The sequence below is a fragment of the Rhodopseudomonas sp. genome (assembly GCF_036404135.1).
Lineage (GTDB): Bacteria > Pseudomonadota > Alphaproteobacteria > Rhizobiales > Xanthobacteraceae > Rhodopseudomonas_A.
In genome coordinates this window covers 1-26,704 of sequence record NZ_DASWPE010000040.1, presented here as the reverse complement: position 1 = coordinate 26,704, position 26,704 = coordinate 1, and the positions used below count along the sequence as shown (strand labels likewise).

Here is a 26,704-nt window from a genome sequence, read left to right as displayed (position 1 = left end):
ATGATATAATAGCCGGCGAGGAGCGCCCGATGGATCTTCACCAATTGCGCTGTTTCGTGGCCGCCGCCGAAGAGCTGCATTTCGGCAAGGCGGCGCAGCGGCTGGAAATGCTGCCCTCGGCGCTCGGCCGTTTCATCCGGCTGCTGGAGGACGATCTCGGCACAAGGCTGATGGCGCGCACCACCCGCAGCGTGACGCTGACCGATGACGGCGCGCTGCTGTTGAAAGACGCGCGCGCTTTGTTGGCGCAGGCCGAGCAGCTCGCCTCAAAATTCCGCAGTTCGGGCCGCAAGCAGGCCGCGACGGTCCGGCTCGGCGCGATCGACAGCGCCGCGGCAGGCCTGGTGCCGATGCTGCTGCACGATTTCCGCGAGCGTTGCCCGGATGTCACCGTGCAACTGGTCGAGGACAAGACCATCCGGCTGTTGCCGCGGCTATTGTCGGGCCGGCTTGATCTGGCGATCGTGCGGCCGCCGGAGCATCCCGACAAGCGGCTTGAGCTATCGTTGCTGTTTTATGAGACCGCGGTGGTCGCGGTGTCGGATCAGCACCCGCTCGCCGCAAGAAAACGGCTGACGATCGCCGATCTGGCGGAGCAGCCGTTGATCGTGCCGGAGCGCCGCGCCCGACCGCACAGCCACGACCTCACCGCCAAGCTGTTCGCCGAGGCCGGGCTCGAGCCGCGCATCGCCCAGATCGCCGACGAGAAGCAGACCATCGTCAACCTGGTCGCCGCCGAGCTCGGCGTCGCCATCGTGCCGAAATGGACTTCGCGGATGGCGGCGCGCGGCGTGCGTTATGTGCGGCTGGCGGCCTCCGACATGAACAGATTGCCGCTGGCGGCGGCCTGGCCCCGCGGCACCCGCGACCCGGTGCGCGACGCCATGCTGCAGATGCTGCAGGCCCGGCTGTCGCATTACGCCCGCGAGGCGTGAGCGGCGCTGCCGCGCGAGCGCCTCGTTGAAAAAGAGCCTTGAAACGCCTGCGTCCGATCCGTCATTGCGAGCCGAGGCCGGCGCCCGGAGGCAGCCGATATGCCGGCGCCCCCGCGAGCACTGCCTCACGCCGCGGCCCGCAACCGGCGATTTATCGCGCAAATCGCTCGGGCCGGGCGTTGCCGACGCCCGCCCAATCGGCTACATCAACCGGCGAAGCACCCGTAGCTCAGCTGGATAGAGCGTTGCCCTCCGAAGGCAAAGGTCACACGTTCGAATCGTGTCGGGTGCGCCAGCACTGAAGCCGTCGCGGCGCGGCGCAGGCGAAGCCCGGTCCGGGCACGCTGACAACGCACCGAACACTTCCCCTCACGGATGAACGCGCCCGGGGCCGCGGCTGTCCCGGCCGAGCGGTCAGAAGATCTTGATCGCGGTCTGTCGCATGATCCGAACGCTCCCAGGCCAGCGGAATGCCGACGACCGCCCAGAGCGCCCCGCTGGCGATGCCGCGATGGCGGTACGTGCCCTCAAGACCTCTCGGGTCTTATCGCCACGCAGGCGTTACGTTATGCTCAGGCGCGCGAATAGGTCGTGAGCATGGTGTAGTCCTTTCGCGGTCCACCCACGACGTAGCGGATCACAAAATCGCCGTTCGGCAAGAACGTGTAAGTCGACTGATAGGTGTCGCGTCCGCAAAGGTGGCTGGCGCATCCGAGATATTTCGAGCTATCGTCCTGGGCCAAGGAAATTTCGAGAAACAGCCGAGGCGGATTTTCTTTGAACAGGACGTCAAACCCGCCTTCGCGAACTCGGAAAATGTATTCCTGCTCTGCCGGCAGTTCCGTGCCGTCGAGCAGCTTGAAAATGCCTTCCTCGCGGTAGGCTAGATTATCCTGGTCGATCGGCGTGAATGTCGCGGCTCCCTGCATCGAGCCGTGCCCCTCGATCGTCCTGTCCAACGACCATTTGCCGACGAGGTTGCCAAAAACCTCTTCGGGTTTTTCCCACCGGCTCTTGCCCAAGATTTCGCTCATTTGAATCCAGCCCGGCTGCATGCGGATCTAATTTGGGATTCCGCCAGTTCGACTTTAGCGTGCGGTCCGACGAGCCGATAGTGAGCAGGAACAACAGGACCCTGCCGCACGGCGATATTCATCTCGCCGCTCGACGCTGCGACAGGAAAGATGCCCAGCTCTCCGGCGATTTCGTCGGCGAAAGCAACATATTCACCATGCGGAAACTGGGGTCTCGGCCGCTGGCAACGGATGGCGATTTCACGTTCCATTCCAGCCTGCGCCGTCGCCGCGCTCGGGCGCGGCACCGCGCCCGCGAGCAATGCAGCAGCCCATCGGGCCTGAAGTTCGATGATCCCGAAAAACGGACCGCGGTACAGGCCGACAAGACTGAGGTTCTGAAGTTCAGGACGCATCACGGTCCGGTGCGCAATATGCGACACGAAATTGTCGGATGGGTCGTAGGCCAAGGCCTTGCGCACGGCGGGATCGAGAAACGAGAAATCGACCCCATAGCCGGTGCAAAAAACAATCGCATCCACCGGAAGCCGCTGATCGCCTTCGGTCACGATGCCAGCGTCATACAGGCTTTTGACGCGCTCGCGAATCGGCAGGATTTCCCGGTTTTTGACGTGCGGGAGAAACAGATCGGAAATGGCATAAAATGGCGGCGTTTCATCGACCGCCACCCTCAGCGCGCTGTGCACAGCGCCCGGATTGCCAAAGGCCGCCTCGAAGCGTTGGGCGGCGCGTCGGTATCGATCTTCCAAGCTCGGCTCGGGCGTCGCCGTCCCTGCGGGAGATCTTCTGTATAGAAGCAGATCCAACGGCATGGTCGTTTCACTGCCGTCACCGAGAGGAGCATAGCGGGGGAGAATCCACGGCGCTTTCTCGAAAAGGATGACGACCTCGACGCCGTGCGTCGCGAGGTGGGACGCGATCTCGATGCCGCTGAATGACGCGCCGACGACGGCCACCCGCTTGTTCTTGAACGGCGCAGCTTCCTTGAAGTCGCAGCTATGAAGCACTACGCCTTTGAATTGATCGATGCCGTCCAGCGCGGGGATGGCCGGGCGGGCAAACGTCCCGCCGGCGACGCAAACGCCGTCGACCTCAAGCGGCGCAGCCGCCTGTGACGTCTTCACGAGCCATTTGTTTCCGCTCGGAACGACGGATTCGACTTTTGTGCCGCACTCAACCTTGCGATCGACGCCGAAGGCGCTGGCATATCCCTGCAGATAACTTTCAACGGCCGAGCCGAGAGGAAACTCGTCTGCCGTGTCCGGCCAGGGATAATCAGAGAAAGCGCACGTCCATTTCGACAGGTTCGTCCGCATGTCGTGCCAAGTATAGCCGCCTTTGCGCCGCCACAAGCCGCCAAGGCTCGGCGCGGCATCAAAGACGATCGGCTCCACGCCATACTCCAGCGCGGCCTTTGCCGCGGCGAGGCCGCTCGGGCCGGCGCCGACGATAGCTAAGCGTTGTGTCATGGCGCGACGTCCTCATCTCCAACGCGTCGGAACAGGCAAGCGTTGGTCAGGAACGCGTCCCAGACTTCGGCTGTTGGTAGACCATCCCAGATCTGCGCGCATTGCGCCATCTGCCCAAAAGCATCGCTGAGTTTCGGGATTGCGGCCCCGACGAAAGCGTCCGCTGTTCGGCGGAGATCGCAGATCAGGGACATTGCACAGGCTTCGCCCCCCAACCGGCATCAGCGCGCGACCAAACCGCTCCAACGCGCTGGCTTTTCCTTGCCGTCTCGCACGTCTACGGCGAGGTGCCGCATCGTCACAATTTTCCATCCCCACGCTCCAGCGCGTGACGACCGGCCCAACTGGGGTTTGCACGACCATCCAAACAGTGTGCGCCACATGGCCGGCGGCGCTGTTCCCGCAAAGAGCGGGAAGAGCCGACGGACTCAGATCACGATGCTGAGCCGTTTGGCGGCGCGGGTGATGCCGGTGTAGAGCCAGCGCGCGCGGCTCTCCTGGAACGCGAAGCTCTCGTCGAACAACACCACGTCGTCCCATTGCGAACCCTGCGACTTGTGCACCGTCAGCACGTAGCCGTAGTCGAATTCGTCATAGGGCTTGCGCTGCTCCCAGGTGAGTTGCTCAATCGCGCCGCCGAAGCAATCGCCGCGCACCGACACTTTGGTGACGCGGCCGCCGAAGTCTTCATCCGGCGCCAGCCGCATGGTGATGATTTTCGATTTCGACGCGGCGCGCGCCTTGACCCGCCACAGCCCGCCGTTGAACAGCGCCTTCTTGCGGTTGTTGCGCAGGCAGACCAGCTTGTCGCCGGCCACCGGCAACGGATCCTCGATATTCAGCCGTAAGCGAAACCGGGTGTTGTAGGCGCGCCTTGTGTTGTTGCGGCCGACCAGCACCTGGTCGGCGTTCATCACCCGCTGCGGATCGAGCTCGGTGCGCGAGATCACCTCGCTCTCGCCGTAACGCCCGATGTCGAGGTCGCGGCCTTCGCGCACATCCATCGACAGCCGCACGATCGGATCGTCCTGGGCCTGGCGATGCACCTCGGTCAGCATCACGTCAGGCTCGCAATTGGTAAAGAAGCCGCCGCCCTGGATCGGCGGCAGCTGCGCCGGATCGCCCAACACCAGCAGCGGGCAATCGAACGACATCAGGTCGCGGCCGAGTTCCTCGTCAACCATCGAGCATTCGTCGATCACGATCAGCTTGGCCTTCGAAGCCGGCGCGTCATCCCATAATTCGAAGCTCGGCTGTTCGACGCCGCTCTCGCGGGTGCGGTAGATCAAGGAATGGATGGTGGAAGCGTTGTCGCAGCCCTTGTTGCGCATCACCAGCGCCGCCTTGCCGGTGAAGGCGGCGAACTTCACCTCGCCCTTGACGCCGTCGGCGATGTGGCGGGCCAGCGTGGTCTTGCCGGTGCCGGCATAGCCGAACAGCCGGAACACCGGCGGCGTCGAGCCGCGGCCGGGTTTGGCCTTCAGCCAATCGGCGACGGCCTTCAGCGCGGACTCCTGATGCGGCGTGAATGTGGGCATGCGGTCCCGGGTGATCGATCCGGCAGGGAAGCTGCCGCGATTCGTGTCCGCAAGCTAGCCATTCGGGCGGGCAGCGCAAGCCGCCGGATGGGCGGCCCGGCTATTGCCAGCCGGGCACCCCGCGCATGTCCGGCAGATGGTGGGCGATGCCCTTGTGGCAATCGATGCAGGTCTTTTCCGCGCTGAACAGATAGCGCTGATGCGCCACCGCGGCGCGCGGCGATTGCTTGGTGATGTCCATCGACGCCGCGCTGTGGCAATTGCGGCATTCCAGCGAATCATTGGCCTTGAAGCGCGACCATTCGTGCATCGCCAACTCGAGCCGGTTCTCGCGGAATTTGTCCGGGGTGTCGATCGAGCCGAACAGGTGGCCCCAGACCTCCTTCGAGGCCTGCATCTTGCGAGCGATCTTGTCGGTCCAATTGTGCGGCACGTGGCAATCCGGGCAACTGGCGCGGACGCCCGAGCGGTTCGAGAAGTGGATGGTCGGCTTCAATTCCGCGAACACATTGTCGCGCATCTCGTGGCAGCCGGTGCAGAATTTTTCGGTGTTGGTGGCTTCCAGCACGGTGTTGAAACCGCCCCAGAACACGATGCCGGCGACGAACCCCGCCAGCACCAGCGCGCCGAGCCCGAACACCGAACTCGGCCGCAGCAGCACCAGCCACAGATCTTTCAGGAATTGCCAGGCCCGCGCCGGCAACGACCGGCGCGGCGCCGAAGGGTCGATGGCCGTCATCGCCGGCCCCCCGGCGCGGCCTGGCTCAGCATCGAATCGATGTCGGTGAAGTCATTGCTGACCGGCGGCTTGGCGGTGTGCTGCGGCACATGGCACTGGGTGCAGAAGAACCGCCGCGGTGACACCGAAGCGAGAAACTGGCCCTCGCGGTCCATGAAGTGGGTGATGCTGACCATCGGCGCCTGGGATTCCGTGGTGCGGGCGCGGGCGTGGCAGGACAGGCATTTGTTGCCGTTGATATCGATCTGATAGCCTTCAATGCTGTGCGGGATCACCGGCGGCTGTTCCGGATAGTTGCGGGTCTCGCGCTCGGACGTATTCCTTTGCGGCGTCATCAGCGCCGCAGGACCTTCCTCGTTGAGCGGGGTGTCGCCGCGCAGCCCGGAGGAGACGTTCTGCGCCCACAGCGAGGTCGAGGCCGCCGCGATCACGACGACCACAGCGAGCAGAGAGGATTTGCCGATCATGACGCGGTCACCCGTTCGATGCGCACCGCGCATTTCTTGTAGTCGGTCTGCAGCGAAATCGGATCGGTGGCGTCCAGCGTCACCTTGTTGATCAGCTGCGCTTCGTCGAACCACGGCACGAACACCAGCCCGCGCGGCGGCTTGTTACGGCCGCGGGTCTCGACCCTGCTGCGGATGAAGCCGCGGCGCGACTGCACCTTGACCTCGTCGCCGCGGCGCAATTTCAACTCGGCGGCATCATCCGGGTGCATGAAGCACACCGCTTCCGGGAACGCCTTGTAGAGCTCAGGGACGCGCCGCGTCATGGTGCCGGAATGCCAATGTTCGAGCACGCGGCCGGTGGAGAGCCAGAACGGGAAATCGGCGTCGGGGGCTTCCGCCGCGGGCTCGTAGGGCAGCGCGAAGATCCGCGCGCGGCCGTCCGGAAAGCCGTAGAACTGCACACCGGCGCCCTGCTTGACGTAAGGGTCGGAGCCTTCGCGGAATCGCCAGCGGGTCTCCTGACCGTTCACCACCGGCCAGCGCAAGCCGCGCTCGCGATGATAATCGTCGAACGGCGCCAGATCATGGCCGTGGCCGCGGCCGAACGAGGCGTATTCCTCGAACAGACCCTTCTGCACGTAGAAGCCGAACGCGTTGGATTCGGCATTGAGATAACCGGCCTCGATGTCGGCGACCGGAAACTTGTCAACCTGGCCGTTTCTGTACAGCACGTCGTACATGGTCTTGCCGCGCAGCTCCGGCTTCTTCGCCAACAGCTCTTCGGTCCACACCTCCTCGATCTTGAAGCGCTTGGCGAACTCCATCAACTGCCACAGATCGGAGCGCGCCTGTCCCGGCGCGGCGACCAACTGATGCCAGAACTGGGTGCGGCGCTCGGCATTGCCGTAAGCGCCTTCCTTCTCCACCCACATCGCGGTCGGCAGGATCAGGTCGGCGGCGAGCGCCGTCACCGAGGGATAGGCGTCGGACACCACGATGAAATTGTCCGGATTGCGGAAGCCCGGATAGGTTTCCTCATTGGCGTTGGCGCCGGCCTGCAGGTTGTTGTTGACCTGCACCCAATAGGCGTTGAGCAGGCCGTCCTTCAGCATCCGGCTTTGCTGCACGGCGTGATAACCGGGCTTGTCCGGAATGGTGCCTTCCGGCAGCTTCCAGATCCGCTCCGCGATGTCGCGGTGCGCCTTGTTGGTCACCACGAGATCCGCCGGCAGCCGATGCGAGAAGGTGCCGACCTCGCGCGCGGTGCCGCAGGCCGAGGGCTGGCCGGTCAGCGAGAACGGGCTGTTGCCGGCTTCGGAGATTTTGCCGGTCAGCAGATGGATGTTATAAATGAGGTTGTTGCACCACACGCCGCGGGTGTGCTGATTGAAGCCCATGGTCCAGAAGCTTGTGACCTTCTTGGTCGGATCGGCATAGAGCTCGGCCAGCGCCTCGATCTTGTTGGCCGGCACGCCGGAAATCTGCGACGCCTTTTCGATGCTGTAGTCCGCGACAAAAGCCGCGTAGTCCTCGAAGCTCATGTCGGTGGCGTCGTTGGCCTTGGCGGCGCCGGTCGCCGCCTTCTGCAACGGATGCTCGGGCCGCAAGCCGTAGCCGATGTCGGTCTGGCCGCGCTTGAAAGTGGTGTGTTTGGCGACGAACTCCTTGTTGACCCGTCCGGTCTTGATGATGTGGTTGGCGATCGCGTTGAGGATCGCCAGATCGCTCTGCGGCTTGAACACCAGGCCGAGATCGGCGAGGTCGAACGAGCGATGCTCGAAGGTCGACAGCACCGCGACGCGGACGTGCGGCGCCGACAGCCTTCGGTCGGTGACCCTCGTCCACAACAACGGATGCATCTCCGCCATGTTGGAGCCCCACAGCACGAACACGTCGGCGGCCTCGATGTCATCGTAGCAGCCCATCGGCTCGTCGATGCCGAAAGTGCGCATGAAGCCGGCCACCGCCGAGGCCATGCAGTGCCGCGCGTTCGGATCGATGTTGTTGCTGCGGAAGCCGGCCTTGAACAGTTTCGACGCGGCGTAGCCTTCCCACACCGTCCACTGCCCGGAGCCGAACATGCCGACCCCGCTCGGGCCGCGCTTCTTCAGCGCCGCCTTGAATTTCTCGGCCATGATGTCTAAGGCTTCGTCCCACGACACCGGCATGAACTCGCCGTTCTTGTCGTATTTGCCGTCGGTCTTGCGTAGCATCGGCAGGGTCAGCCGGTCGTGGCCGTACATGATCTTGGAGAGGAAATAGCCCTTCACGCAGTTCAGCCCGCGATTGACCTCGGACTTGGTGTCGCCGTGGGTGGCGACCACGCGATTTTCCTTGGTGGCCACCATCACGCTGCAGCCAGTGCCGCAGAAACGGCAGGCCGCCTTGTCCCACTTCAGTTCGGAGACCGCGCGTTCGGTGACGAGATTGGCGGCGCCCGCCGGCATCGCGACGCCGCCGGCCAGCGCGGCCATCGCGGCGGCTTCGAGCTTCAGCACCTGACGGCGATCGAGTTTGGGAGTTGTCATGAGGTTTCCTTGCCGCGGCAGAGGGTGATCTGATTGTTGAACGACGGCGTTCGAACTAGCCGGCCTCGATCGCGTGGAACACCAGCGCGGCCGAATACACGTTGGGCAAAGCCGCGATGGTGTTGAGCGTCGAGCCGATCACGCCGGAGTCCTCGGCGTCGATCACCACCACGAGTTTGCCCTTGGGGTCGCGGGCGAACACCTCGCAGCCGGCGAGCGCCAGAATCGCCGCGGCGACGTCGTCGAGCCGCTCAGGACGCGCCTGCACCAGAATGCTGGCGATCTCGCCGCCGGGCGGGCGGACCACGACGTTGGGATTGGTGAAACGGCCGGCGAACAGCGCGCGGCGATCGATGGCGGGGTTATGGGGCACGGGGAACCTCCGTTGGCAGGGCGGGCGTCACTTGGTCGGCGGGCCGGCGATCGACTGATAGATCCACACGGTGAGCCCGTAGCTGCCGACACTCGCGACCGCGAGCGCCGGCATCAGCACCGCAACGAGCAGGAAGAAGGCGATCACCTCCATGCGTCGACGACGCAGGTGGGCGCCCTTGTCATGGCCAACAGCCGACATGGGTGATCTCGATTGAAATGTGAGTGATGACGGCTTCAGGGCCGCGCCCGCGGCGACAATGCTCAGAGATTGATCCGGCAAGCTTGATCCAAATCAAATCGGCCGACAACTCGGGCGTTTGCGAGGTGGTTGAGATGAAACGGCGACGCCAGGCGAACGGGACCTCATCGGACATGCCGAACAACAACGGCGCGAGCTTGCGCTGCGACAACGACAGCACACAGCACGGAACACTGAGCATCGAGCAATGAGCAGCATGCCCTGCGACCACGAATGGCCACGGCCTTTCAACGCATCGTCCCTGCGCAGGGACGACCCGTCGAGAAGCCCTGCCCGATCGCCTCGATCGCGGCCGGCGACGTCTCGGAGGTCAGCGCGCCGCCGCGGCGGCGTCCTGCTCCTGCTCGACGATTTCGTCGGTCCACACCTTAAAGCTGACCAAAGTATTCGACCCGAAGGTCTGGGTGATCGGCACGTCGGCGGCGTCGCGGCCCTGCGCGATCAGCACCCGGCCGAGCCGCGGCACGTTGTTGCGCGGATCGAATGTATGCCAGCGGCCGCCGAGATAGGCCTCGAACCAGCCGGCAAAATCGCCGACGCCCCAGGGCTGCGGCGTGCCCATGTCGCCGAGATAGCCGGTGCAATAGCGCGCCGGGATGTTCATGCAGCGGCAGAACGCCAGCGCCAGATGCGCGTAGTCGCGGCACACCCCCTGGCGTTCCTGATAGGCCTCGTAGGCGGTGCGGGTGGCGCGGGCATGCTGGTAGTTGAAGGCGATGTGGTGATGCACGTAATCGCAGATCGCCTGCACCCGCGCCCACCCCGGCGGCGTGGACTCGAACAGGCTCCAGGCGATGTCGGAGAGGCGGTCGGTCTCGCAATAGCGGCTGCCGAGCAGATACACCAAGGTGTCCGGCGGCAGATCTTCGACGGCATGCTGGATGGCGTCGGGAACCAGCGGGTCCGGCACCCCGAGGTCGCGGACGATGCCGTCGGCGAACAGCCGCACCCGGCCCTGCGGCGCGACGATGCGGCTGCACCAATTGCCGAACAAGTCGCGATAGGGCGCGATCGCCACCGCTGGCGTCACGGTGAGGAAATCCGGCACGATCACGTCGGAGGCGCGGGTGAAGTGCACGCCGAGCACCATGATCATCGGCGTCGGCTGCGGGAAATCATAGATCATCTCGTAACCGACACGAAGTTTCATGATGATCTCTCTGAATTGGAGGACGGCTCGTAGATTCTCCGCGTAAAAAACCATCCGGCGGCGGGCGATATCGACCATTGATCGAGGATCACCGATGCCGCGCAGACACCAGCCGGTCCGGCTCCGCGTTGAGTATCTTCAGCAAATAGCGATGACAGGGGCAAAAGCAAGGCTATGCGGGACGCAAACTGCGCTTCGCAACATAGCCATGGCTATTGCGCAGGAAACGGCGCATGATTGCTAAGCACTGCGCGCCTGCCATTGCGATCACGCGGCCACGCTCCGGCACGCAGGAAGGTCTTTCGTGACCATAAGATCGCGCCGCGAAACCATCACCTTCCGCCATCCGTTCGAGCTTCCCGGAATCGACCGCGTGTTGCCGGCCGGCGCCTATGAGGTGGTGACCGACGACGAGATGATCGAAGGCCTGTCGTTTCCGGTGTTCCGCCGCGTCGCCACCATGATCACCATTCCAGGGGCTGCGCCGCACCGCGCCTCGCTGGAAATGATCGCGATCGCAGCTTCCGATCTGGCCGAGGCGCGTCGCCTCGATGCCTGCGCGGCGCCGACTTGACCGCAACGCTTTCGCGATCCTGCCTCTCACGCTGCACCGCGTCGTCTCGGCGCTCATCAAAAGGTCCGCATATGCAAAAGCTCTCGCCACGCCACGTCCTCACCGAGGAGTCGCTTCGCCTCGGCGTTGAATCCGGCTGGTACAGCACCAAGGTCAGCGGCACCTTCGTCTCCGGTCCGCACCCGACCGAGGCCGCCTGCCGGTCGCGGATCAACGAACTCGACCCGCCGCCGGCCAAGAAGCGATAAAGCCGGCGCCAGCGCGGCGCCGTCATCAGACTTTGCCTTTCACCCGAGGAGATCCAGATGGCGCTCACCAGCGGCAAGTTCCGCAGTTACGATTGCGACCGCTCGGTCGTGCTGTTCTCGATGATGGACGAGGACACCGAGATCGACTGCGCGGTGTCCACCACCGCGATGGACGCCCTCGACGGCGCGGCGCGCACCACGGCGAGCCAGCGCGAACCGCAATTCATGCGGCTGCGCGCCAGCATCGAAGCGTTGGCGGCGCTGAAATTTTCCAAATCCGAGCTCGAGGGGCATCCCGCCGGGGTGATCCTACGCAGCATCGACGTGCGCAAATAGACGCGGCCGCACCCGCGGATTTACGCTGTGACGCAAGGCATCGCGGGGCCAGAGCGATTCCGGGTCCGATCGAATCAGAACCGGAGCCCTGGATTGTTATTTTGACGCGCTTTCTTCACGCGAACCGGGATCCACTTCGCCGAAAACGCTATATAAGGGCGACCGCATTGTGCTGCGGAGTGCTGGATGAAACGCGTCGCGACCTGGCTGTTCTATGCGATCGGCGCGCTGGCGATCGGTTATCTGGCGCTGTATGTCTACGCCGTTCTCACCGCGCCAAAGCTCACGCCCGGCGAGCCGATCCATATTTATCGCAACCCCAACGCGCCGGATTATTCCTGAGGCGCCGACGCGCAATATCCCGTCTCGGCCTTACGCCGTCGCCACGAAGGCGCGGAATTCGCCGGAGCCCGCCGGCGTCACCGGCAAGCCGCCATCGGCATATTCGTTCAGCTTGTTGCGCAGCGTGCGGATCGAGATGCCGAGGATGTTGGCGGCGTGGGTGCGGTTGCCGAGGCAATGCTTCAACGTCTCCAGGATCAGGTCGCGCTCGACGTCGGCGACGGTGCGGCCGACCAGCGCGCGGGTGACCTGCTCGGCGGCGAGCGTCGCGTGCGCCACTGCCGGCGCGGTCTTCGGCAGATCGAGCCGGTCGCCATCCGGCGAAATGATCGCCTCGGGACCGATCTCGTCGCCTTGCGCCATCAGCACCGCGCGGTGAATGGTGTTTTCCAGTTCGCGGACGTTGCCCTGCCAGCGGTTGGTGGACAGCACGCGGCAGGCTTCCGCCGAAATCGGCCGCAGCGCCACGCCGTTGGCATCGGCGTATTTCTTGGCGAAGTGTTGCGCCAGTTCGAGAATGTCCGCCGGCCGATCGCGCAACGGCGGGATCTTCAGGTTGACGACGTTGAGCCGGAACAACAGATCCTCGCGGAAGCTGCCTTCGCGCACCACGTCGGCAAGATTGCGGTTCGAGGTGGCGATGATGCGGATGTCGATCGGCACCGGCCTTGTGCCGCCGACCCGATCGATCACCCGCTCCTGGATCGCGCGCAGCAATTTGGATTGCAGCCGGACGTCCATTTCGGAAATTTCGTCGAGCAACAGCGTGCCGCCGGTAGCCTCTTCGAATTTGCCGATGCGCCGCGCCACTGCGCCGGTGAAGGCGCCCTTCTCGTGGCCGAACAATTCGGATTCCAACAGATGCTCGGGGATCGCCGCGCAATTGATGCTGATGAACGGCTTCTTGGCGCGGTTGGAGCGGGAGTGAACGTAACGCGCCAGCACTTCCTTGCCGGTGCCGCTCTCGCCGGTGATCATCACCGAGGCGTCGGAACCGGCGATCTGCTGCGCCAGCTTGATCACCTTCGCCATCGCTTCGTCGCGATAGATCAGTTCGCGGGAATCATTGGCCACCGCGGCCAGCACCGCGGCGATCAGTTCCGGATCCGGCGGTAGCGGGATGTATTCCTTGGCGCCGGCGTGGATCGCGGCGACCGCGGCGCGGGCGTCGTTGGCGATGCCGCAGGCCACGATCGGCACGTGGATGTGCTCGGCCTCCAGCCGCATCACCAGGTCGCGGATGTCGAGCGCGACGTCGACCAGCAGCAGGTCGGCGCCCTTGCCGCCGCGCAACACCCGCATCGCCTGCTCGTTGTTTTCCGAATGCGTCACCGAGGCGCCGTTGTCCATGGCGATCTTGGTGGCGGTCGTAAGCTGGCCCTTCAAGGTGCCAACGATGAGAAGCCGCATGGATGTCTCCTGTCAGTCTGCCGCGCCCGTGGTGCCCGGCCGGTTGATTTACGTTAGGCGCGCTCGGCCTTGATGATTTCCGTCATGGTGACGCCGAGCTTGTCCTCGACCAGCACCACCTCGCCGCGCGCCACCAGCCGGTTGTTGACGTAGATGTCGATCGCTTCGCCGACCTTGCGGTCGAGTTCGAGCACGGTGCCGGGGCCGAGCTTCAACAATTCGCCGACGTCCATCTTGGAGCGGCCGAGCACCGCCGACACCTGCACCGGCACGTCGAACACCGCCTCGAGATCGGCGGCAATCCGCGACACCTGTTCGTCGTCGCTGTAGCCGACGTCGCCGAGCGGCGGCGCGTCGTTGGCGTTGAGATCGGGCAACGGCACCTGGCTGTCATTGTTGGCCATCGTTCAAGTCCTCATTGTCCGGGTGAATCCGCATCGGCGCGGATCGCCATGTAGCGTTCGACGAGTTCGCTGATTTTTGCCTCGGTGGCCGCGCGCTCCAGCATCACGCCGCCGTCGGCCCATTCGATCTTGCAGTCGCCATGGGCGATTTCAGGCTCCGCCATGATCACCAGGCGACCCTCGAAACCGCTCTGCTTGGCCAGCCGTTCGACCTGCTCGTGCGCGGCGTCGTACAGCATGTCGTTGATCCGGATCACGATGTGCGGGGTCGACACCAGTTGCCGGAAGCAATCGCCGATCAACGCGGTGACTTCGGTCAACGGCTGCGCCGCGATCAGTTCGCCGGACAATTTGCGCGCCACCGCCACCGCGACGTCCACCGCCTCGGTCTCCATCCGCGCCTCGATGCCGGAAAACCGCGAGGCGATGCCGCGGATGCCGATTCCGATTTCTTCCATCGCCAGCGCCACGCGGCGGTCGCTCTCCGCCTTGGCCTCCTGCTGGCCGGCGTCGTAGCCGGCGCGATAGGCCGCCGCCTCCGCGGCGGCGACCTGCGCCGCGATCTCGGCCGGCGTCGCCGCCTTCTCACGCGCCTTGTCAGGGGCGCCGAAATCCATGTCGAACAGAAATTTTGCAGGAGCAGCCATCAATACACCAGTTCGTCGTCAGCACGATTCTTGGTCAGCACGATTTCACCCTTGGCGGCGAGGTCCTTGGCCAGATTGACCAACAGCGCCTGCGCCTCGTCGACGTCGCGCAGCCGCACCGGGCCGAGCGCCGCCATATCGTCGAGCAGCATCTTGCCCGCGCGGGATGACATATTCCCCAAGAAGAACGAGCGGACCTCCTCGTTGGCGCTCTTCAGCGCGATGCCGAGCTTGTCCTTGTCGACGTTACGCATCAGGGTCTGCGCCGAGCCGGCGTCGAGCTTGACCAGATCGTCGAAGGTGAACATCAAGGCCTTGATGCGTTCGGCCGCCTCGCGGTTGTCTTCTTCCAGCGAGGTGATGAAACGGGTCTCGGTCTGGCGGTCGAAATTGTTGAAGATTTCCGCCATCACCTCGTGGGCGTCGCGGCGCCGGGTCTGCGACAGGTTGGACATGAATTCGACCCGCAGCGTCTTCTCGACGCTTTCGATCACTTCTTTCTGCACCGCTTCCATCTTCAGCATCCGGTTGATGACGTCGAGCGCCATGTCCTCCGGCAGGATCGACAGCACCTTGGCGGCGTGCTCGGACTTCAGCTTCGACAGCACCACCGCGGTGGTCTGCGGGTATTCGTTCTTCAGGTAGTTGGCGAGCACCTCCTCCTGAACGTTGGAGAGCTTTTCCCACATGTTGCGGCCGGCCGGGCCGCGGATTTCTTCCATGATGCCGCTGACCCGGTCGGACGGCAGATATTTCTGCAGCAGCCGCTCGGTGGCGTCGAAATTGCCCATCAGCGCCCCGGAGGCCGACATCCGCGAGACGAATTCCAGCAGCAGATCTTCCACCACGTCCGGCTCGATGGTGCCGAGCGAGGACATCACCGAGGACAGTTCGCGCACCTCGTCGTCGTCGAGCAGCGCCCAGACCTTGCCGCCATACTGCTCGCCGAGCGCCAGCATCAGCATCGCGGCGCGCTTCGGCCCGCTCAACGGCTTGGTCGCGGGACGATTGCCCTGGCGCATCGCCAGGTTGGCGACCACGCTGGCGATGTCCTCGTTGCTGGCGGTGGTGGTCTGCGGTACGGCCATGTCAGATCACGCTGGCTCCTGAAGCCACTGGCGAACGATCGCGGCGGTTTCATTGGGATTGCGGTCGGCCAGTTCGCCGACGCGGTGCACCGACTGGGCGTGGACCTGGCCCTGGACCTGGGCGATGTCGATCATGCTGGGGCCCGGCACCGGCACCGGCAGGCCGTCCGCGCCGATCGCCGTGCCGCTGGCATCGGTCAGCGCCGCCATGCCGCCGGCGGCGGCGGGCTCGGCGGCGAGGATCCGGCGCACCAGCGGCCGGATCACCATGAACATCACCACCAGGCCGAGCAGCATCATCACCGCGAGCTCGATGACATACATCACATCATCCTTCGTGAATTGCAGCATCCCAAGCAGGCCGCTCGGTTCGGCGACCGGCGCCACGCTCGGCGCCTCGGCGAAGCGCAAATTGACCACCTCGACCTGGTCGCCGCGCTTCTGGTCGAAGCCGATCGCCGAGCGCACCAGCGCGGCGATGCGGTCGAGCTGGTCCTTGCTGCGCTCCTGGTAGACCATCTCGCCTTTGTCGTTCTTGCCGTAGACGCCGTCGACCAGCACCGCGACGGAGATCCTGTTGACCCGTCCGGCCTCGGTAACCTCGGTCTTGGTGACGCGCGAAATCTCATAATTGTTGGTTTCTTCGCTCTTCTTGCTCTGATCGCGCGGCGTGACGCCGTTGCCCTGCTGGTTGCCCGGCAGTTCGTTATTGACCGTGACCTGACCGTCGCTGGCGGCGGCAGTCTGCGAGGATTCCTCGCGCGACTGGCTGGAGCGCAGCACCCGGCCTTCGGGATCGAACTTGTCGGAGGTCTGCGTGACCTTGTTGTAGTCGAAGTCGGCGGTGAGCTGGACCCGCGCCCGGCCGTTGCCGACCACGGATGACACAATCGCCTCGACCTGGTTACGCATCCGTTTCTCGAAACCGGCGCGGCGCTCGTCGCCGGTGGCGCCGTCGCTGGCCGGATCGCCGGCGGCGCCGTCGGCGAGCAATTGCCCGGCCTCGTCGACGATCGACACCCGCTGCGGCTTCAGCCCGTTGACCGCGCTGGCGACGACGTGGCGGATGGCGCGGACCTGCTGCGGCTCCAACGCGCCGCGCACCCGCAGCACGATCGAGGCCGACGGCTCCGGGGTCTCGCGCGAGAACAGCGGCCGCTCCGGCAGCACCAGATGCACGCGGGCGGCCTGGATGCGGTCGATGGCGCGGATGGTGCGGGCAAGTTCTCCCTCCAGCGCGCGCAGGTGATTGATGTTCTGCACGAAGCTGGTCGAGCCCAGCGCGTCCGATTTGTCGAAGATCTCGTAGCCGACGCCGCCGCCCTTGGGCAGCCCGCCTTCGGCGAGCTTCATCCGCAGCCGCGTGACCTTGTCCTTCGGAACCATGATCACGCTGCCTTCGTTGCGGATTTCGAAGGGAATCGCCTGGCGTTCCAAGTCCTTGATGATTCCCGAGGAATCTTCGGCGCTGAGGTCGGTGAACAGGGTCGTCATCTGCGGCGTGGTGACCCGCATGATGACGAAGGCGAAGAAGCCAATCAGCGCGGCGGTGACGGCGATCATCGCCATCAGCCGGGCCGCGCCCAGACCTTTCAAAAAGCTCACCAGACCCTGCACGAACCAGCCCCTCAGCTTCGGCACGATCGCAGCCGACTAGGCAAATCTTGCCTATGGGATGGTTTCAATATCGTTAACGATCCTTAACGCCGGTCAAGAAACGCAGACGCGACAAAACCGGGCGTCCTTGCGGGCGTCCGGCATGTCTTAAAACGCGAGTGAAGGGGGTTGGTCTATTGTCGGTATTGCTGAATCCGGGTGGTGCGCAATCCGGCCAGACCGTGCTGGTCGATCGAGAACTGCCAGGACAGGAATTCGTCGACGGTCAGCGTGTAACGGCTGCAGGCTTCCTCGAGGGACAGAAGGCCACCGCGGACCGCGGCAACGACTTCGGCTTTGCGGCGGATGACCCACCGTTTTGTCCCGGGCGCGGGCAGATCCGCAATCGTTAACGGACTGCCGTCTGGCCCGATGACATACTTGACCCTCGGGCGATGGGGCTCTGTCATGGCGTACTCACAAACTCTCAACCACTCAACTCTGAAAACCAACGTACCCCCAGCGACTTAAAATTTGCCTAAGCGTCACACCGCAATCTGAATCTCCTTGAATCATCCCATCGACCTTCGGATAGCGGTCTGAGTGCAGCGCGCGCACAACTCGTTAATCTTGCTTAGCAAGAGGTGAAGACGAGTGTTGTCGAAAGGTTAAAGCGCGCGGCGACGCGGCGCACGCTTCATCGCCTTGGTGCGCAACAGGCGCGCCGGCCGGCGTCTCCACGACCTGTGTCCCGATGTAGCGATCGCAGATCGCTTAGCCTTTGAGATGCGCCACCCCTGAGACTTCGTAGCACCCCGACTAATGCAAAACATATTAGTTATCGCGTAGCATATAGCCGGTCTGAAGTAATCGAAAACAGAACAGCGTTGCGACGCAGGTCGCGCTGGACGCGTCGGCCGTTTATCCCTACGGATCGGCACCCTGCCACGCGGTTCCGTCGCCTGGAGCAGCGCTCAGCGCGAACGGCCAATCCAACTAACGGATCGAAAACCGCACCGGCACCGTGAAGCTCAGCGAATTCTGCGCGATCTCCGGCGGGAACGACGGCAGCGGCTGGGCGCGGCGGACCATCGCCAGGGTCTCGGCGTCGAGCGCGGCATTGCCCGACGATGCGGCGAGCCGGGCGCTCAGCAATTGTCCGCCACGGCCGACGGTGAAGCTGAGCATCGCGGTGCCCTGCACGCCGGCGGATCGCGCCTCCGAGGGATATTGTTTGTAGCGCTGCAGATGCGCCGCCAGCCGGTCGCGATAGGACGGCAACGCAGCCGAAGCCGCGGCGCCGGCGGCTGCCGCCGCGGCGCGGGCCTGCCGCGCGGCGGCGGGTGGCGCGCTGGTCTGCGGCGCCGGCATCTCGGCTGGTTTTTTCGGTGCACGCGGCACCGGCTTGGGCTTCTTCAGCTCCGGCCGCGGCGGCTCGCGCACTAGCTGCGCCGGCGCGGGCTTTTGCGGCGCAGGATCAGGCTTCGGCTCCGCCGGCAACGCCACCGTCGGACTGTCCTGCAACGGCGTCGGGGGCAACGCCTGCTCGGGCTGCGGCGCGACCGCTTCGGGTGGCGGCGGTGGAGGCGGCGGTGCCTCGGCCTGCTGCATCTGCGGCCCCGGCGCGACGTCGAGCGGCTGCGGCGCCGGCGCCGCGGCGGACGGCGCCATGTCGACCATGATCGCCGGCATCATCGCGCCCGCCGGCGGCGAGCTCGCGTACCAGGCGATGCCGGCCGCGATCAGCCCGACATGCATCGCAACGACGACGATCGCCGACAGCGCCCAGCGCCGGCTCGCCGAGCGATCCGTCGCGCCATGCAGCGCAAACGGATTGACCTCACTCGCTTCGGCCATCGAGGCCCACCAGAGCAATCTTCAGATAGCCGGCGTCGCGCAGCAGGTTCATCACCGCCATCAGCTCGCCATAGCTCACCGCCTTGTCGGCGCGCAGATAGATCCGCTCGTCCTTCTGGCCCTTGGTAGCGGCATCGAGCGAGCCCGGCAGCGCCTCGCGCGCGATCACCTCCTCGCCGACCGCGACCGACAGGTCGGGCTTCAGGGTGACGAATACCGGCTGCTCCGGCCGCGGCTGCGGCTCCACGGTCGAGGCCGGCAGATCGACGCCGAGATCGACGGTGGCCAGCGGCGCCGCCACCATGAAGATGATCAACAGCACCAGCATCACGTCGATGAACGGCGTGACGTTGATCTCGTGGGCTTCGACCAGATCGTCGTCGCCGCCGCTTCGTCGCGAACCGCCGAGCCTCACCGCCATGACCTACTCCGCCGCCCGGCCGAGCCGCGCGCCGCGGCGGCCCTGGCCGCGGCTGAGCAGCAGCAGCACCTGCGCCGAGGCATCGCCGAGCAGCGCCCGATAGGCCGCGATCACCCGCGCCAGATGATTGTAGATCACCACCGCCGGGATCGCGGCGACCAGGCCGAGCGCGGTGGCCAGCAACGCCTCGGCGATGCCCGGCGCCACCACCGCGAGATTGGTGGTGTGCGCCTGCGAGATGCCGATGAAGGCGTTCATGATGCCCCACACCGTGCCGAACAGGCCGATGAACGGCGAGGTCGCGCCGATCGTCGCCAGGATGCCGGTGCCGCGCGCGATCCGCCGCGCCAGTGCGCCCTCGACGCGCTCCAGCCGCAGCGCCACGCGCTCCTTGAAGGCGTCGTCGAACACCCCGCCGGACAGGCTGGCCTCGCGCGACGCCGACTGGATCAGCTGCGCCACCGCATCGTCGGCGCCCGCGCAATTCTGCTCGATGTCGTGCAGCGAGGTGTCACTCTCCAGCGTCGCCAGCCGCTGCAACGCACGTTCGGTGGCGCGGCGCAATTCGACGGTCTTCGACAGCCACACCGTCCAGGTCGCCAGCGAGGCCAGCGCCAGCCCCACCATCACCAGCTTCACCACGATGTCGGCGTTCTGAAACATCCCCCACGGCGACAGGTTGCGCGGCAGCGCGGCGGAATCCACCGCGGCCAGCGCCAGCGAGGGTGCCCCGGCCAGCGCCAGCGCCAACAAGCCTGTCCCGCTATGGCGCAGCCCGGCGAGCAACAGCGGCGGCAGGCCCGTCAGTGGTCGCACCCCAGAGCGATCAGCCGGCCGATCTTGAACGATTCTCATCCGATGGATCCAGTGAAACGAGCGAAAAGGACGCGAGATGAAAGCAAGGCGAAAGCCGGAATGAAAGCGGAATTGTCCGGCCGATCCCGAGCCCGCCGCGACGGTCAATTCGGCTCGGAAACTCACAAAGGATACCGGCTTCTTCATGGTGATGAATAGCCCGGAAACCGAACTTCGCCTTCCGCCCGAGTGGTTTTTCAGGTACACACTTATGCATGATCAAGCAAACCGACGCCAAGCAGGGGAAATCACTCGAACGGCCGGCGGCAGCGAAATCCGGCGAGGCGATTCCGGCTCGATTGCAGCCTGCGACGTTGGCGGCGGTCGATGAATGGGCGGCGCTCAATCTGGTTTCGCGCGCGGAAGCGGTGCAGCGGCTGGTGCAGATCGGGCTGTCGATCGCGGCCCCGGTCAAGCCGGCCAAAGCGGTCCGCACCGCGCGGGCGGTCGAACTCGCCGCCAGTCAGATCGGCCGACTTATCGATCCCGATGCGCCGTCCGAAGAGCGCGATCGCCGCATCCACCGGCTCACCGAAGGCCCGCCGGAATTCGTCGAGGCCCGGGTCGACCTGCCGAAGCGCAAGCGCTGAGCCGGCGCCCTCCTCACCCACCAGCACGCCCACCCACGAGTCGTCCCTGCGTGCGCAGAGACCCATCCCCCTGGCGTCGGCGGCGAGAAAAATCCTCACCGCCCGGTGCCCACAAGCAACGCCGCGCCGTATGAGTCGCTGCGTGCGCAGGGACGACTCGTGGCGGCGTAACGCAGCTCGCAATTCAATCAGCGACTCGCGTCGGTCACACCTTGGCATCCACGCGGTCGAGCAGCGCCAGCAGTCCCTGCAGGATCTGCAACGGCGGCGGCGGGCAGCCCAGAATGTGCAGATCGACCGGGATCACCGCGGACACCCCGCCCTCCACCGCATAGCTGCCGGCGAAGCAGCCGCCGTCCTTGGCGCAATCGCCGAGCGCGACCACCCATTTCGGCGCCGGCGTGGCGTCATAGGTGGCCTTCAGCGCGTCACGCATATTCTTGCTCACCGGCCCGGTGACCAGCAACACATCGGCATGGCGCGGCGAGGCGACGAAGCGGATGCCGAACCGCTCGACGTCGTAATAGGCGTTGCCGAGCGCGTGGATTTCCAGTTCGCAGCCGTTGCAGGAGCCGGCATCGACCTCGCGGATCGAAAGACTGCGGCCGAGCCGATGCCGCGCCAGGTCGCCGAGCGAGGTCACGAGTTCTTGCACCGCGGCCTGATCCAGCGCCGGCGCAGGCTCGGTATGCGGACGCCGGAACAGGCCCTGAAACAACAGATCACGCATCCGCGCTTTCCTTCACAGATCCGGCCCGGAATAGGAGCAGTTGAACGATTTGTTGCAGAGCGGAAAGTCGGCGACGATGTTGCCCTCGATCGCGGCTTCTAACAGCGGCCACTGAAACCACGACGGATCGCGCAGATGGCAGCGCGCGATCGCGCCGTCGGTCAATCGCAGCCACACCAGCACGTCGCCGCGGAAGCCTTCGACCAGGCTAAGTCCCTCGCGGTCCTCGGCAATCACGGGCAGCGGCGCGACAAGTTCGCCGGCAGGCAATTTGTCGAGGATCTGGTCGATCATCGCCATGCTCTGCTCGACCTCGCGGATCCGCACCCAGACCCGCGCATTGACGTCGCCCTCGGTCAACATCGGCACCTCGAAGCGCAGCTGGCCGTAGGGCGGATAGCACAGCTTGCGCCTGGTATCGAAGGCACGACCCGAGCCGCGGCCAACGAAGCCGCCGGCGCCGTATTGCTCGACCAGCTCCGGGCTCACCGCGCCGGTGCCGACGGTGCGGTCCTGCAGCGAGGCGGTCTCGTCGTAGAGTTCGACCAGCGTCGGGAAGTGCTGGCGGATCGACACCAGCGCGGCTTCGATCGCGGCGCGGCCGTCGGCGGAGAGATCGCGGCCAACGCCGCCCGGAATGATGACGTCGCGCATCAGCCGATGGCCGAACGCGGTGGTGGCGGCGCGCAGCACGTTTTCGCGCAGCACGCCGCAATGCGCCAGCATCAGCGCGAACGCCGCGTCATTGCAGATCGCGCCGATGTCGCCGAGATGATTGGCGAGCCGCTCCAGCTCGGCTAAGAGCGCGCGCAGCCAGACCGCGCGCGGCGGCGCTTCGATCTGCAGCGCGGCCTCGGCGGCGCGCGAAAACGCATAGGCGTAGGCGACGGTGCTGTCGCCCGAGACCCGGCCGGCAAGTTTGCCGCCCTGCTGCAGCGAAGCGCCTACCATCATACCTTCGATGCCCTTGTGGACATAGCCGAGCCGCTGCTCCAGCCGCACCACGGTCTCGCCGGAGGCAGTGAAGCGGAAATGCCCGGGCTCGATGATGCCGGCATGCACCGGGCCGACCGCCACCTGATGCAGCCCCTCGCCCTCGACCGGCAAGAATGGATAAGCCGGCTGCGTTGCCGCCGGCGTGCGCGCGCCGAGCGGTGCCGTCACGCCCCATCGGCCGTGATCGAGCCATGGCCGCGGATCGGGCGAGCCTGTCGGCAGCAGGCCGAACAGATCGTGGATCGCGCGCTCCAGCCGCAGCGCCGGCGGATGCAGCGCGCCGACCGAGGGAAAGCGCCGGTTCGGACAATCCAGGCTGATCACCGCGACCTCGGCGGTCGGCGGCTCGAGCACCGCCATGTGCACCGCGGCGGGTTCGCCCCACAGCGCCAGCAGCGTCAGCCGGCGCTCGGCGACCGAGGTCGCGGCGCCGCTCCACAGCACTTCGTCGACCACGATGCGCGGCCATGGCCGCTGCTGCGGCGCAAGGAGACCTTCCCGCTTCAGGTCGCTCAGCGACGGCATGGGGACCTCGCGCTATCCAAGAAGGTGGGCGACATGCTGAAACCAGACCACGATCGGCGCCGGCAGGTAAATCCCCGCGACCAGCACCAGCGCCAGATGCGCGAACATCGGCAGATACGACGCCTCGGCCGGCCGCGTCGAACCGCGCGGCTCGCCGAACGCCACGCCGGTCAGCCGCAGCGTCAGCGCGCCGAACGCCACCAACAGGCCGAACACCAAGAGCAGCGCCAATAGCGGCTGCCGCGCAAAGGTCGAACTCACCACCAGGAATTCGCTCATGAAGATGCCGAGCGGCGGCAGGCCGGCGATCGCCACCACACCGGCGACCAGACCCCAGCCCAGCGCGGGGTGGGTCTCGGTGATGCCGCCGATATCGTCGATCATCTGGCTGCCCTTGATCTGCGCGACGTGGCCGACGGCGAAGAAGATCGCCGATTTGGTCAGGCTGTGCATCACCATGTGCAACAGCCCGGCGAAATTCGCCAGCGGCCCGCCCATTCCGAACGCGAACACGATGATGCCCATGTGCTCGATCGAGGAATAGGCGAACAGCCGTTTGATGTCGCGGCGGCGATATAGCATGAAGGCGGCGAAGATCAGCGACACCAGCCCCATCGTCACCATCAGCGTGCCCGGCGCCATGGCGTCGGGGTTGGCGGTCATCAGCATCTTGAAGCGCAACAGCGCGTAGAGCGCCACGTTCAGCAACAGACCCGACAGCACCGCGGAGATCGGCGTCGGGCCCTCGGCGTGGGCGTCGGGCAGCCAGGCGTGCAGCGGCGCGAGGCCCACCTTGGTGCCGTAGCCGAGAAACAGGAACACGAAGGCGACGTTGAGCAAGGCGGCATCGAACTGCGAGGCGCGCTCGATCAACAGCGTCCAGATCATGGCGTCCTGGCCCTCGCCGATGATCGGCCGCGCCGCCATATAGACCAGAATGGTGCCGAATAGCGCGAAGGCGATGCCGACGCTGCCGAGGATGAAGTATTTCCATGCGGCTTCCAGCGCCGCCTCGGTGCGATAGATGCCGACCATCAGCACCGTGGTCAGCGTCGCAACTTCCACCGCGACCCACATCAGCCCGATATTGTTGGACATGAACGCCAAATTCATGCCGAACATCATGATCTGATACATCGCGTGGTAGAACCGCAGATAGGCTGGGGTCAGCCGGCCGGTCTGCAATTCGTGGGCGATGTAGCTGGCGCTGAAGATGCTGGTGGTCAGCCCGACGAAGGAATTCAGCACGATGAATACGATGTTGAGGTCGTCGACCAGCACATAGGGCCCCGGCGTCGGACGCGGCAGGATCAGCAACGACACCGCACAGCCAAAGGTGGCGAGACAAGCCAGCACGTTGAGCCGCGCGGTCAGCCGATAGCCGGGCAATGCCGCCAGCAGCGCCGCGGCGAAAATCGGGATCAGCACCACGCCGAGCACCGGGTTGAACGCGCCAAGCGTCATCGGCGTTCTCCGCGGGATTCGTCGAGCGCTGCGACGTCGACCGAATCGAAGCGTTCGCGGATCCGGAACAGGAAGATGCCGATCACGATGAAAGCGATCAGGATCGAGAACGCGACCGAGATCTCAACCACCAGCGGCATGCCCTTGGCGCCGGTGGCGGCCAGCACCAGGCCGTTTTCCAGCGACATGAAGCCGACCACCTGGGAGACCGCGTTGCGCCGTGTCACCATCACCAACAGACCGAGCAGCACCACGGAGAGCGCGAAGGCCAGATCCTCGCGCGCCAGCGCATCGGCCTCGGCGGTGACCCGCAGCATCAACACCATCGACAGCGCCACGAGGCCCATGCCGGCCAGCATGGTCGGGCCGATGCCGACCGCGGTCTCGATGTCGCGGTGGATGCCGAGTTGGCGGATGATGCGATGCAACGCCACCGGAATCACGATCGCCTTGAACACCAGCGCGATCGCCGCGGTGACGTAAAGGTGCGGCGCGTCCTGGATCAGCGCCTGCCAGGCCACCGCCAGCGACAGCGTCACCGCGTGCAGCGCGAACACGTTGAGCAGCGAAGACAGCCGGTCCTGGTACAGCATCATGAAGCTGATCAGCACCAAGCCGCCGGCCAGCGAATGCGAGATATCGAAATCGAGACTGTGCATCACAAGCTTTTCGATACGAACAACAGCAGCGTGCCGAGCAGGCCGAGCATCAGGGCGGCGCCGAGGAATTGCGGGACGCGAAACACCCGCATCTTCGCGGTCGCGGTCTCAAACACCGCGAGCAGGAAGCCGGCGATGGTCACTTTCAGCAGATACATCGCGGCGCCGATCACATAGGACAACGGCCCGGCCCCGAAGATCGCGATTTCCCACGGGAAAAACAGACAGCCGATCAGCGAGATATACAGCAAGAGCTTGAGAAACGCGCCGAATTCGATCAGCGCCAGATGCCGGCCGGAATATTCCAGGATCATCGCCTCGTGCACCATGGTGAGTTCGAGGTGGGTCGAGGGATTGTCGACCGGAATCCGGGCGTTTTCCGCCAGCGCCACGATCACCAGCGCGATCATCGCCATGCCGAGCGAGACGCGTAAGCCGACCTGCGACGAAGCGATGAAATTGGCTACCGTGGAGAGTTGCGTCGAGCCCGCGACCAGCGCCACGCAGAACACGATCAGCAGCATCGCGGGCTCTGCGAGCGCTGCGATCATCACCTCGCGGGACGAGCCGAGCCCGCCGAACGCGGTGCCGACGTCCATGCCGGCCAATGCCAAGAAGAACCGCGCGGTGCCGAGCAGCGCCACGATCACGATCAGATCGGCGGTCCAGTTGAACAATAGCCCGGTGGCGAAGGTCGGCACCAGCGCGGCTGCGACCCAGATCGCCGCGAAGGTGAGATAGGGCGTGGCGCGGAACAGCCAGGAGGCGTTGTCGGCCAGCACCACTTCCTTGCGCAGCAGCCGCAGCAGGTCGCGATAGGGCTGCAGCACCGAGGCGCCCTGCCGGCGCAGCAGCCGTGCCTTGACCTTGCGGATGAAGCCGGTGAGCAGCGGCGCCAGCAGGAACACCAGCAGCATCTGGATTCCCTGCACCACAAAATCGTCGATGATCACGACCATATCGCGAGCACCAATAGCAGCGTGACGAGGGTGGCGAACACCAGGCTGAGATAGCCGCGGATCGATAGCATCTGCCAGCGGTCGAGCCGGTTGGCGGCAAAGCCGACGATGCCGGCGATCGGGGCATAGAGCCGCTCCCAGACCAGGTCGTGCAGTTCGACGCTGAGTCGCGCCGGCGTCGCCGCGCCCGGCGGCGGCATCGTCACATGCTCGCGGGCCTGGAACAGCAGGGTGCCGAACACCCGGCGGATCGGCTGGGCGAAACCTTGCGCGGAATATTGCGCCGCCGGCACCGCCTCGTCGAAGCCGCAGCCCCAGGCCGGGCCGCGCCGCACCGCATGCGACGACAGCCAGCGGATCGCCAGCCAGGCCAGCGACGCCGACACCGCGATGAACACCAGCACCAGCAGGCCGTTATAGGAGCTGCGGCTTTCCGCGATCGGCACGATAGACAGCCACGGCAGATCGAGTTGCAGCGGCATCCGGCTGCCGAGGATCTGCGCTGTGACCGGCGCCAGCACATCGAT

At 65.3% G+C, this 26,704-nt stretch carries 29 protein-coding genes, 1 tRNA gene and 1 pseudogene; 7 read left to right on the top strand and 24 right to left on the bottom strand.

The features are described 5' to 3' along the window. Window positions 1–29 precede the first annotated feature (29 nt). Together VGC77_RS04880 and VGC77_RS04875 are read left to right on the top strand one after the other, a co-directional pair. Complete coding sequence (locus VGC77_RS04880) at window positions 30–935, top strand: LysR family transcriptional regulator (protein ID WP_331170445.1); 906 nt, start codon at window positions 30–32, stop codon at window positions 933–935. Between the two features lie 218 nt (window positions 936–1,153). After that, window positions 1,154–1,230: transfer RNA gene (locus VGC77_RS04875), tRNA-Arg, on the top strand. A gap of 277 nt (window positions 1,231–1,507) precedes the next feature. Here VGC77_RS04875 and VGC77_RS04870 read toward each other — a convergent pair. From VGC77_RS04870 to VGC77_RS04830, 9 genes are all read right to left on the bottom strand, one after another. Beyond that, window positions 1,508–1,969, bottom strand: coding sequence for a DUF6314 family protein (locus VGC77_RS04870; protein ID WP_331170444.1), 462 nt, complete (start codon window positions 1,967–1,969; stop codon window positions 1,508–1,510). Then, window positions 1,966–3,438: a flavin-containing monooxygenase gene (locus tag VGC77_RS04865; RefSeq protein WP_331170443.1), complete on the bottom strand. Its 1,473-nt coding sequence runs from the start codon at window positions 3,436–3,438 to the stop codon at window positions 1,966–1,968. Before VGC77_RS04865 ends, VGC77_RS04870 begins: the two co-directional genes overlap by 4 nt. Window positions 3,439–3,866: 428 nt before the next feature. Continuing rightward, on the bottom strand, window positions 3,867–4,976 hold the full coding sequence (locus tag VGC77_RS04860) for an ATP-dependent RecD-like DNA helicase (RefSeq protein ID WP_331170442.1): 1,110 nt from the start codon (window positions 4,974–4,976) through the stop codon (window positions 3,867–3,869). A 100-nt stretch (window positions 4,977–5,076) separates the two neighbouring features. Continuing rightward, on the bottom strand, window positions 5,077–5,715 hold the full coding sequence (locus tag VGC77_RS04855; RefSeq protein WP_331170441.1) for a NapC/NirT family cytochrome c: 639 nt from the start codon (window positions 5,713–5,715) through the stop codon (window positions 5,077–5,079). Beyond that, window positions 5,712–6,182 (bottom strand): nitrate reductase cytochrome c-type subunit, encoded by a 471-nt coding sequence (locus tag VGC77_RS04850; protein ID WP_331170440.1) that lies wholly within the window; start codon window positions 6,180–6,182, stop codon window positions 5,712–5,714. Before VGC77_RS04850 ends, VGC77_RS04855 begins: the two co-directional genes overlap by 4 nt. Next, window positions 6,179–8,692: a nitrate reductase catalytic subunit NapA gene (gene napA, locus VGC77_RS04845; RefSeq protein ID WP_331170439.1), complete on the bottom strand. Its 2,514-nt coding sequence runs from the start codon at window positions 8,690–8,692 to the stop codon at window positions 6,179–6,181. Before napA ends, VGC77_RS04850 begins: the two co-directional genes overlap by 4 nt. Window positions 8,693–8,747: 55 nt before the next feature. Continuing rightward, window positions 8,748–9,065 (bottom strand): chaperone NapD, encoded by a 318-nt coding sequence (locus tag VGC77_RS04840; protein ID WP_331170438.1) that lies wholly within the window; start codon window positions 9,063–9,065, stop codon window positions 8,748–8,750. Between the two features lie 27 nt (window positions 9,066–9,092). Further along, window positions 9,093–9,266, bottom strand: a complete 174-nt coding sequence (locus VGC77_RS04835; RefSeq protein WP_331170437.1) for a periplasmic nitrate reductase, NapE protein — start codon at window positions 9,264–9,266, stop codon at window positions 9,093–9,095. Between the two features lie 370 nt (window positions 9,267–9,636). Beyond that, on the bottom strand, window positions 9,637–10,476 hold the full coding sequence (locus VGC77_RS04830) for a transglutaminase family protein (protein WP_331170436.1): 840 nt from the start codon (window positions 10,474–10,476) through the stop codon (window positions 9,637–9,639). A 304-nt stretch (window positions 10,477–10,780) separates the two neighbouring features. On the opposite strand from VGC77_RS04830, the gene VGC77_RS04825 reads away from it, so the two are divergent. The 4 genes from VGC77_RS04825 to VGC77_RS04810 all read left to right on the top strand — a co-directional run bounded on the left by VGC77_RS04825 (window position 10,781) and on the right by VGC77_RS04810 (window position 11,976). Next, window positions 10,781–11,050 (top strand): hypothetical protein, encoded by a 270-nt coding sequence (locus tag VGC77_RS04825; protein ID WP_331170435.1) that lies wholly within the window; start codon window positions 10,781–10,783, stop codon window positions 11,048–11,050. Window positions 11,051–11,121: 71 nt separating this feature from the next. Then, a complete protein-coding gene (locus VGC77_RS04820; RefSeq protein WP_331170434.1) occupies window positions 11,122–11,298 on the top strand; it encodes a hypothetical protein in 177 nt (58 codons plus the stop codon). A gap of 57 nt (window positions 11,299–11,355) precedes the next feature. Further along, complete coding sequence (locus tag VGC77_RS04815) at window positions 11,356–11,634, top strand: DUF1488 domain-containing protein (protein WP_331170433.1); 279 nt, start codon at window positions 11,356–11,358, stop codon at window positions 11,632–11,634. Window positions 11,635–11,820: 186 nt separating this feature from the next. Next, window positions 11,821–11,976, top strand: coding sequence for a hypothetical protein (locus VGC77_RS04810; RefSeq protein WP_331170432.1), 156 nt, complete (start codon window positions 11,821–11,823; stop codon window positions 11,974–11,976). A gap of 30 nt (window positions 11,977–12,006) precedes the next feature. Here VGC77_RS04810 and VGC77_RS04805 read toward each other — a convergent pair whose 3' ends face one another. The 9 genes from VGC77_RS04805 to exbB form a co-directional block, all read right to left on the bottom strand. Further along, window positions 12,007–13,386, bottom strand: coding sequence for a sigma-54 dependent transcriptional regulator (locus VGC77_RS04805; protein WP_331170431.1), 1,380 nt, complete (start codon window positions 13,384–13,386; stop codon window positions 12,007–12,009). A 53-nt stretch (window positions 13,387–13,439) separates the two neighbouring features. After that, window positions 13,440–13,790 carry a flagellar motor switch protein FliN gene (gene fliN / locus VGC77_RS04800; RefSeq protein WP_331170430.1) on the bottom strand — a complete coding sequence of 117 codons (351 nt, stop codon included), beginning with the start codon at window positions 13,788–13,790 and terminating at the stop codon, window positions 13,440–13,442. Window positions 13,791–13,801: 11 nt separating this feature from the next. After that, window positions 13,802–14,437, bottom strand: a complete 636-nt coding sequence (locus tag VGC77_RS04795) for a FliH/SctL family protein (RefSeq protein WP_331170429.1) — start codon at window positions 14,435–14,437, stop codon at window positions 13,802–13,804. After that, a complete protein-coding gene (gene fliG / locus VGC77_RS04790; protein WP_331170428.1) occupies window positions 14,437–15,525 on the bottom strand; it encodes a flagellar motor switch protein FliG in 1,089 nt (362 codons plus the stop codon). The genes VGC77_RS04795 and fliG overlap by 1 nt, the downstream gene beginning before the upstream one ends. A gap of 6 nt (window positions 15,526–15,531) precedes the next feature. Beyond that, window positions 15,532–17,142 (bottom strand): flagellar basal-body MS-ring/collar protein FliF, encoded by a 1,611-nt coding sequence (gene fliF / locus VGC77_RS04785; protein WP_331170524.1) that lies wholly within the window; start codon window positions 17,140–17,142, stop codon window positions 15,532–15,534. A 173-nt stretch (window positions 17,143–17,315) separates the two neighbouring features. Next, on the bottom strand, window positions 17,316–17,591 hold the full coding sequence (locus VGC77_RS04780) for a DUF1153 domain-containing protein (RefSeq protein ID WP_002714638.1): 276 nt from the start codon (window positions 17,589–17,591) through the stop codon (window positions 17,316–17,318). Window positions 17,592–18,117: 526 nt separating this feature from the next. Further along, the gene (locus VGC77_RS04775) at window positions 18,118–18,978 is read right to left on the bottom strand and encodes an energy transducer TonB (RefSeq protein WP_331170427.1); all 861 of its coding nucleotides are present in this window, start codon (window positions 18,976–18,978) and stop codon (window positions 18,118–18,120) included. Further along, the gene (gene exbD / locus VGC77_RS04770) at window positions 18,962–19,399 is read right to left on the bottom strand and encodes a TonB system transport protein ExbD (RefSeq protein WP_331170426.1); all 438 of its coding nucleotides are present in this window, start codon (window positions 19,397–19,399) and stop codon (window positions 18,962–18,964) included. Before exbD ends, VGC77_RS04775 begins: the two co-directional genes overlap by 17 nt. A gap of 3 nt (window positions 19,400–19,402) precedes the next feature. Further along, window positions 19,403–20,254 (bottom strand): tonB-system energizer ExbB, encoded by an 852-nt coding sequence (gene exbB / locus VGC77_RS04765; RefSeq protein ID WP_331170425.1) that lies wholly within the window; start codon window positions 20,252–20,254, stop codon window positions 19,403–19,405. Between the two features lie 215 nt (window positions 20,255–20,469). On the opposite strand from exbB, the gene VGC77_RS04760 reads away from it, so the two are divergent. Further along, window positions 20,470–20,844 (top strand): hypothetical protein, encoded by a 375-nt coding sequence (locus VGC77_RS04760; protein ID WP_331170424.1) that lies wholly within the window; start codon window positions 20,470–20,472, stop codon window positions 20,842–20,844. A gap of 205 nt (window positions 20,845–21,049) precedes the next feature. Here the strand turns inward: VGC77_RS04760 and VGC77_RS04755 are convergent, their stop codons facing one another. The 6 genes and pseudogenes from VGC77_RS04755 to VGC77_RS04730 form a co-directional block, all read right to left on the bottom strand. After that, window positions 21,050–21,574: an NADH-quinone oxidoreductase subunit NuoB gene (locus tag VGC77_RS04755; RefSeq protein ID WP_331170423.1), complete on the bottom strand. Its 525-nt coding sequence runs from the start codon at window positions 21,572–21,574 to the stop codon at window positions 21,050–21,052. A gap of 12 nt (window positions 21,575–21,586) precedes the next feature. Continuing rightward, complete coding sequence (locus tag VGC77_RS04750; RefSeq protein ID WP_331170422.1) at window positions 21,587–23,095, bottom strand: NADH-quinone oxidoreductase subunit C; 1,509 nt, start codon at window positions 23,093–23,095, stop codon at window positions 21,587–21,589. A 12-nt stretch (window positions 23,096–23,107) separates the two neighbouring features. Then, window positions 23,108–24,559 carry a hydrogenase 4 subunit F gene (locus tag VGC77_RS04745; RefSeq protein ID WP_331170421.1) on the bottom strand — a complete coding sequence of 484 codons (1,452 nt, stop codon included), beginning with the start codon at window positions 24,557–24,559 and terminating at the stop codon, window positions 23,108–23,110. Beyond that, window positions 24,556–25,218, bottom strand: coding sequence for a hydrogenase-4 component E (locus VGC77_RS04740; RefSeq protein ID WP_331170420.1), 663 nt, complete (start codon window positions 25,216–25,218; stop codon window positions 24,556–24,558). The genes VGC77_RS04745 and VGC77_RS04740 overlap by 4 nt, the downstream gene beginning before the upstream one ends. Next, window positions 25,218–26,177, bottom strand: a complete 960-nt coding sequence (locus tag VGC77_RS04735; RefSeq protein ID WP_331170419.1) for a respiratory chain complex I subunit 1 family protein — start codon at window positions 26,175–26,177, stop codon at window positions 25,218–25,220. The genes VGC77_RS04740 and VGC77_RS04735 overlap by 1 nt, the downstream gene beginning before the upstream one ends. Next, window positions 26,168–26,704: pseudogene (locus tag VGC77_RS04730) on the bottom strand (hydrogenase 4 subunit B); the annotation flags it as partial. The gene VGC77_RS04735 and the pseudogene VGC77_RS04730, both read right to left, overlap by 10 nt.

Coding starts and splice junctions, on each gene's coding strand:
- VGC77_RS04745 (WP_331170421.1), bottom strand. CDS start 24,559: ATGACGCTTGGCGCGTTCAACCCGGTGCTCGGCGTGGTGCTGATCCCG.
- VGC77_RS04780 (WP_002714638.1), bottom strand. CDS start 17,591: ATGACAGAGCCCCATCGCCCGAGGGTCAAGTATGTCATCGGGCCAGAC.
- VGC77_RS04860 (WP_331170442.1), bottom strand. CDS start 4,976: ATGCCCACATTCACGCCGCATCAGGAGTCCGCGCTGAAGGCCGTCGCC.
- fliN (WP_331170430.1), bottom strand. CDS start 13,790: ATGGCCAACAATGACAGCCAGGTGCCGTTGCCCGATCTCAACGCCAAC.
- VGC77_RS04820 (WP_331170434.1), top strand. CDS start 11,122: ATGCAAAAGCTCTCGCCACGCCACGTCCTCACCGAGGAGTCGCTTCGC.
- fliG (WP_331170428.1), bottom strand. CDS start 15,525: ATGGCCGTACCGCAGACCACCACCGCCAGCAACGAGGACATCGCCAGC.
- VGC77_RS04750 (WP_331170422.1), bottom strand. CDS start 23,095: ATGCCGTCGCTGAGCGACCTGAAGCGGGAAGGTCTCCTTGCGCCGCAG.
- VGC77_RS04870 (WP_331170444.1), bottom strand. CDS start 1,969: ATGAGCGAAATCTTGGGCAAGAGCCGGTGGGAAAAACCCGAAGAGGTT.
- VGC77_RS04880 (WP_331170445.1), top strand. CDS start 30: ATGGATCTTCACCAATTGCGCTGTTTCGTGGCCGCCGCCGAAGAGCTG.
- VGC77_RS04735 (WP_331170419.1), bottom strand. CDS start 26,177: ATGGTCGTGATCATCGACGATTTTGTGGTGCAGGGAATCCAGATGCTG.
- exbB (WP_331170425.1), bottom strand. CDS start 20,254: ATGAGAATCGTTCAAGATCGGCCGGCTGATCGCTCTGGGGTGCGACCA.
- VGC77_RS04865 (WP_331170443.1), bottom strand. CDS start 3,438: ATGACACAACGCTTAGCTATCGTCGGCGCCGGCCCGAGCGGCCTCGCC.
- exbD (WP_331170426.1), bottom strand. CDS start 19,399: ATGGCGGTGAGGCTCGGCGGTTCGCGACGAAGCGGCGGCGACGACGAT.
- napA (WP_331170439.1), bottom strand. CDS start 8,692: ATGACAACTCCCAAACTCGATCGCCGTCAGGTGCTGAAGCTCGAAGCC.
- VGC77_RS04775 (WP_331170427.1), bottom strand. CDS start 18,978: ATGGCCGAAGCGAGTGAGGTCAATCCGTTTGCGCTGCATGGCGCGACG.
- VGC77_RS04805 (WP_331170431.1), bottom strand. CDS start 13,386: ATGCGGCTTCTCATCGTTGGCACCTTGAAGGGCCAGCTTACGACCGCC.
- VGC77_RS04815 (WP_331170433.1), top strand. CDS start 11,356: ATGGCGCTCACCAGCGGCAAGTTCCGCAGTTACGATTGCGACCGCTCG.
- VGC77_RS04755 (WP_331170423.1), bottom strand. CDS start 21,574: ATGCGTGATCTGTTGTTTCAGGGCCTGTTCCGGCGTCCGCATACCGAG.
- VGC77_RS04850 (WP_331170440.1), bottom strand. CDS start 6,182: ATGATCGGCAAATCCTCTCTGCTCGCTGTGGTCGTCGTGATCGCGGCG.
- VGC77_RS04810 (WP_331170432.1), top strand. CDS start 11,821: ATGAAACGCGTCGCGACCTGGCTGTTCTATGCGATCGGCGCGCTGGCG.
- VGC77_RS04760 (WP_331170424.1), top strand. CDS start 20,470: ATGATCAAGCAAACCGACGCCAAGCAGGGGAAATCACTCGAACGGCCG.
- VGC77_RS04795 (WP_331170429.1), bottom strand. CDS start 14,437: ATGGCTGCTCCTGCAAAATTTCTGTTCGACATGGATTTCGGCGCCCCT.
- VGC77_RS04835 (WP_331170437.1), bottom strand. CDS start 9,266: ATGTCGGCTGTTGGCCATGACAAGGGCGCCCACCTGCGTCGTCGACGC.
- VGC77_RS04830 (WP_331170436.1), bottom strand. CDS start 10,476: ATGAAACTTCGTGTCGGTTACGAGATGATCTATGATTTCCCGCAGCCG.
- VGC77_RS04855 (WP_331170441.1), bottom strand. CDS start 5,715: ATGACGGCCATCGACCCTTCGGCGCCGCGCCGGTCGTTGCCGGCGCGG.
- VGC77_RS04740 (WP_331170420.1), bottom strand. CDS start 25,218: ATGCACAGTCTCGATTTCGATATCTCGCATTCGCTGGCCGGCGGCTTG.